General features: G+C 60.1%; 5 protein-coding genes and 1 riboswitch. All 5 genes read left to right on the forward strand.

Translation table 11 applies throughout. The annotated features are described in order from the left end of the window. Window positions 1–106 precede the first annotated feature (106 nt). Window positions 107–319, forward strand: a riboswitch (cyclic di-AMP (ydaO/yuaA leader). A gap of 232 nt (window positions 320–551) precedes the next feature. The 5 genes from VEZ38_RS05055 to veg all read left to right on the forward strand — a co-directional run bounded on the left by VEZ38_RS05055 (window position 552) and on the right by veg (window position 4,615). Beyond that, on the forward strand, window positions 552–1,655 hold the full coding sequence (locus VEZ38_RS05055) for a ubiquitin-like domain-containing protein (protein ID WP_324892258.1): 1,104 nt from the start codon (window positions 552–554) through the stop codon (window positions 1,653–1,655). 129 nt (window positions 1,656–1,784) lie between these two features. Further along, window positions 1,785–2,375, forward strand: a complete 591-nt coding sequence (gene rnmV, locus VEZ38_RS05060; RefSeq protein WP_324892259.1) for a ribonuclease M5 — start codon at window positions 1,785–1,787, stop codon at window positions 2,373–2,375. Further along, window positions 2,372–3,286, forward strand: coding sequence for a 16S rRNA (adenine(1518)-N(6)/adenine(1519)-N(6))-dimethyltransferase RsmA (gene rsmA, locus VEZ38_RS05065; protein ID WP_324892260.1), 915 nt, complete (start codon window positions 2,372–2,374; stop codon window positions 3,284–3,286). The genes rnmV and rsmA overlap by 4 nt, the downstream gene beginning before the upstream one ends. Before the next feature lie 121 nt (window positions 3,287–3,407). After that, a complete protein-coding gene (yabG, locus tag VEZ38_RS05070) occupies window positions 3,408–4,220 on the forward strand; it encodes a sporulation peptidase YabG (RefSeq protein WP_324892261.1) in 813 nt (270 codons plus the stop codon). 116 nt (window positions 4,221–4,336) lie between these two features. Next, complete coding sequence (gene veg / locus VEZ38_RS05075) at window positions 4,337–4,615, forward strand: biofilm formation stimulator Veg (protein WP_138197975.1); 279 nt, start codon at window positions 4,337–4,339, stop codon at window positions 4,613–4,615. The last annotated feature ends 186 nt before the right edge of the window (window positions 4,616–4,801 follow it).

The raw sequence follows: 4,801 nt of genomic DNA on the forward strand, positions 1-4,801 counted from the left end.
TTCGCCGATTTTCACCGATTTCGGGGGATTGACCCCTCTTTACAACGAAGGCTTGCTCCCTTTATGATACTTATCAGACACCGAATGAAATAAAGATTACAACATATTTCCAGTATCGCTGAGTTTCCCGATGAGCGTCTTCCGAAGACGCGCATCGCTTGGGGAAACGGGGGAACCGCATCGGACGAATCCGCAAGGAATCGTCTCGGGGTGAATTTTCGAGACTCGCCGTCATTGTACGTGCGGCGGAGGACGAAATAGGGCCACTCTCCGGTCCGAATCCGACAGCTAACCTCGTAAGCGTTACGAGAGAGGTAACCGTCCGTGCTGAACTGCACACTTTTCGCTACCCGTGAAAAGCCGCGAACGAGCCTCTTCGTCCGGGCTTTTTTCGTTTTTCGAAAACCGGTTGCCTCACACTACGAAAATAGTCGCGTCGAGATCCTTTGCACCTGAGAGAACACTCACGTACAAGGCGGGACTATGTAAGGAGGACTGTAGCAATGGGGGTTATTCCTGTACAAGGAACCCATGAGGAAAGTCTGTCCGACATGTCTTACGCATGGCGCTGGGCCCGTGCTCATAAGAAGGTTTTATTGTCGGTCGCCGCGAGCGCGCTCGCGGCGGTGGGTTTGTTTTCCGCTTTGATGTACGGCACGCAGCTGAAGCGCGTGTCCATCGTCGCGGACGGAAACACGATTGAAGTCGTTACGACGATGGAGACCGTTGCAGACGTATTGGAAGAACAAGGGGTCACGGTCGGGAAGCACGACGAATCGTCGTTGCCGCTTACCGCCGAGCTGAAGAACGGCGCCGCCGTCCAGATCGACCGGGCGTTCCCGGTTCGCGTGAACGCGGACGGGAAGACGGTCGAGGTATACACGACAGGCGCGAACGTGCGGGACGTCTTGCATGAAGCGGGCATATCGCTCGGCGAGCTCGACAAGATCGAGCCGGCGGTCGACGAACGGCTTACCGCGTCGACGGACGTGAAGATCGTGCGCGTTCAACGCGTCGTCGAGGAGACGGAGCACGCGCTGCCGTTCGAGACGGTCAAACAGGAGGACAAGTCGCTCCCCAAGGGCAAAGAGAAGGTCGTGCAACAAGGCCAAGAGGGCGTACTTGTGAAGCAAATCGAGAAGGTGTACGAGGACGGCGTCCTCGTATCGGAGCAAGTGTTGGCGCGAACGGTCGAGCAGGAGAGCCTCGCCAAAATCGTCGCCATCGGCACGAAGGTGGAGCCGAAGCCGGTGTCGAACGCGGTCGCCGTCTTGTCGGCGGAATCGCAGGAGATCACGCTCGACGGCATGACCTTCGGGGTGAAGGGCGTGCTGAAGAACGTTACGCTTACGGCCTATACGGCCGGCGTCGCCTCGACGGGCAAGCAGAAGGGCGACAAAGGGTACGGCATTACCGCCTCGGGCACGACGGTATCGGAAGGCCGCACGATCGCGGTGGACACGAGCGTCATTCCGATGGGATGGTGGGTGTACATCGACGGGATCGGCTTCCGTCGCGCGGAGGATAAGGGCAGCGCGGTCAAAGGGAAGAAGATCGACGTCTACTTCGACAGCGAATCCCATGCGCACAAGTTCGGCACGAAGAAGGGGTATACGGTGTACGTGATCGGGCCGAAGAAGCCGGTTACGAACTAACGGGCGATTCCCGTTCTGAGGGCGTTATTCATTCGGTAGTTTCAAGAAGGCAGGGCCGCTTCGTGCGGCCCTTTTTTCTTTGTCCGAAGAAGGGTACAATACCAGTACATTGGTTGAGGAGCGCGGAGCATGATCAAGGAAGTCATCGTAGTCGAAGGCAAGCACGATACGACGGCCGTGAAACGGGCGGTCGACGCCGACACGATCGAGACGGGGGGATCCGCCGTCGGCAAGGACGTCATCGCCCGGATCGAGCTGGCGCAGCGGAAGCGGGGCGTCATCATCCTGACGGACCCGGACTATGCGGGCGAGCGCATTCGCTCGATCGTCGCGAATCGGGTGCCGGGGTGCAAGCACGCGTTCTTATCGCAGGACGAAGCGACGCTGGGCGACGACATCGGCATCGAGAACGCGAAGCCGGAGTCGATCCGCGAGGCGCTCTCGGCGGTGCGCACCGAGGCGGAGGCGCCCGGCACGGACGTGGCGTGGGCCGACCTGTTCTTCGTCGGACTGGCCGGGACGGACGGCTCCGCGCATCGCCGGCTGCTCGTCGGCCGGAAGCTGCGCATCGGGTATGCGAACGCGAAGACGTTCTTGAAGCGCTGCGCGATGTTCGGCATCGGGCGCGCGGAAATCGCGGCCGCGCTGGCGGCCTGCGGGTGGCCGGCCGACGGATGGAACGAAGACGGCGGACAAGCGAGAGGAGAGCGCGAGGCATGACGCAACGCACGGACGCGGAAGCGCGGCAGGAGAAGGCCGAGGGAATCGGCTCGCCGCGCAAGACGAAGGAGCTGCTCCAGAAGCACGGCTTCTCGTTCAAGAAGAGCTTAGGGCAAAACTTTCTGATCGACGGCAACATTCTGCGGAACATCGCGGACGCCGCCGAGCTGAGTTCCACGAAGGGCGCGTTGGAGATCGGTCCGGGCGCCGGCGCGCTTACGGAGAAGCTGGCCGAACGGAGCGGGCGCGTCGTCGCGATCGAGATCGATCAGCGGCTGCTGCCGATGCTGGAGGATTCGTTGTCCGCCTACCCGAACGTGACCATCGTGCACGGCGACGTGTTGAAGGTGGACCTGCGGGCGCTGTTCCGCGAGCAGTTCGACGGCCTCGACGGCGTGTCGGTCGTGGCGAACCTGCCGTATTACATCACGACGCCGATCGTAATGAAGCTTCTGGAGGAACGGTTGCCCGTCGAATCGATCGTCGTGATGATCCAGAAGGAGGTCGCGGATCGATTCGCCGCGCCGCCGGGCTCGAAGGATTACGGCAGCCTGTCGGTCGCGGTTCAATATTACGCCGTGCCGGAGATCGTCGCCAAGGTGCCGCATACGGTGTTCATCCCGCAGCCGAACGTCGATTCCGCCGTCGTCAAGCTGAAGATGCGGTCGGCGCCGCCCGTCGATGTCAAGGACGAGGCGTTGTTCTTCGACGTCGTGCAAGCGGCGTTCGCGCAGCGGCGGAAGACGCTGCTCAACAACCTGCAGCAGCGCTTCTTCGCCGAGCCGGGCGGGAAGGAAACTTGCCGCGCGTTCCTCGAGGGCTGCGGCATCGCTCCCGAGCGCCGGGGCGAGACGCTCAGCCTATCCGAATTCGCGTCGATCGCCAACGCCTTGCACTCGAGAGGCGTGTGACGGCGAAGCCGTCCCAAGCGCCTTGCATTCGAGAGGCGTGTGACGGTAACGACGCGCTAGACTCATTTTCCGGACACCATTCGCCTACGCCCGCCATAGGATACCGTAGGAGGGATGGAACATGAAAATTGGCGATTGCGTCGTCCGCAAATCGTACGGGAAAGACGTCTTGTTTCGGATCCAGGACCTGAAGGACCGGCAAGCCGTGCTGAAAGGCGTATCGTTCCGCTTGCTGGCGGACGCGCCGCTCGACGATTTGGAAGCGGCGACCGAGCCGATGGAGGAAGACGTCAGGGGGGTATCCCTCTTAAAGCAAAGCCGGCTGCGCATCGCCGGCCTGAAGCGGACCGCGGAGCCGTATTTCGACGTGCCCGGCACGATTCTGCATCTCGACGGGGATCGGTCGTACTTGAAGAAGAGCATCGCCGTGTATAACGAGCTGCGGATTCCCGCCGAAGGCTACCATCTGAAGGAGTCGGACATGGCGGAAGCGCTGCGGCAGCTGCTCCCCGCCCTGCAGCCGGACATCGTCGTCATTACCGGACATGACGCCATCTTGAAGCATCGCTTCGACGGCGACAAACAAAATATCCAAAACTATAAAAACTCGCTGCATTTCGTTCAGGCGGTACGGGTCGCCCGCGCCTACGAGCGGAACCGGGACGCCATGACGATCATCGCCGGCGCGTGCCAATCGCATTTCGAAGCGCTGCTGCAGGCAGGCGCGAACTTCGCGAGCTCGCCGTCCCGCATCTTGATCCATGCGCTCGACCCGGTGTATATCGCGGCCAAGTCGGCGTTCACGCCGGTGAAGGACACCGTAAACATCTACGACGTCATCACGCATACCGTGAGCGGTCTGAAGGGACTAGGCGGCATCGAGACGCGAGGCAATTATCGGGTCGGGTTGCCCCGGATTCCCTCGGAAAATTAAAAAAATTTAAAGACATCCGTTGACAATGCGCGAAGTCCACTGATATAATATTCGGCCATTTGACACAAGCCCCCCTTTTCGGTTATAATACCTAAGGAAAGAGGTGGTGGTTGACAATGGCCAAGAATGCGCTGTTGGAAATTAAGAAGAGCCTTGAGGCTCACGTCGGTCAGCAAATCACGCTTCGCGCGAACGGCGGCCGTCGCAAAACGATCGAACGCACCGGTGTTTTGGAGGAAACCTACCCTTCCGTGTTCATTGTCAAACTGGACCAAGAACAACACGCTTTCAAGAGAGTCTCATACAGCTACGCCGACATTTTGACGGAGACCGTCGAAGTGACCGTGCGGGGCGACAACGATGGACAAGTTCGAATCGCGCACATTCAAGCCTAATCGACCGCCTAGAATAGCGATTGTCTTTAGAACGGCAAGGACCGGAACGCTCCGGACCTTGCCGTTTTTTCGTCTTTTTTCCTCGGAAAACGTCTCCACCCCCGCCTCCGCATGCGGCTCCGTTCCCCGAACCATACTAACGGTATCGTACGTTACGGCAGCGCGAAAGCCGGAGGAGGTGGAAAG

Origin of the sequence: Paenibacillus sp., assembly GCF_035645235.1 — a bacterium.
In the GTDB taxonomy this organism is placed as follows: Bacteria; Bacillota; Bacilli; order Paenibacillales; family YIM-B00363; genus Paenibacillus_AE.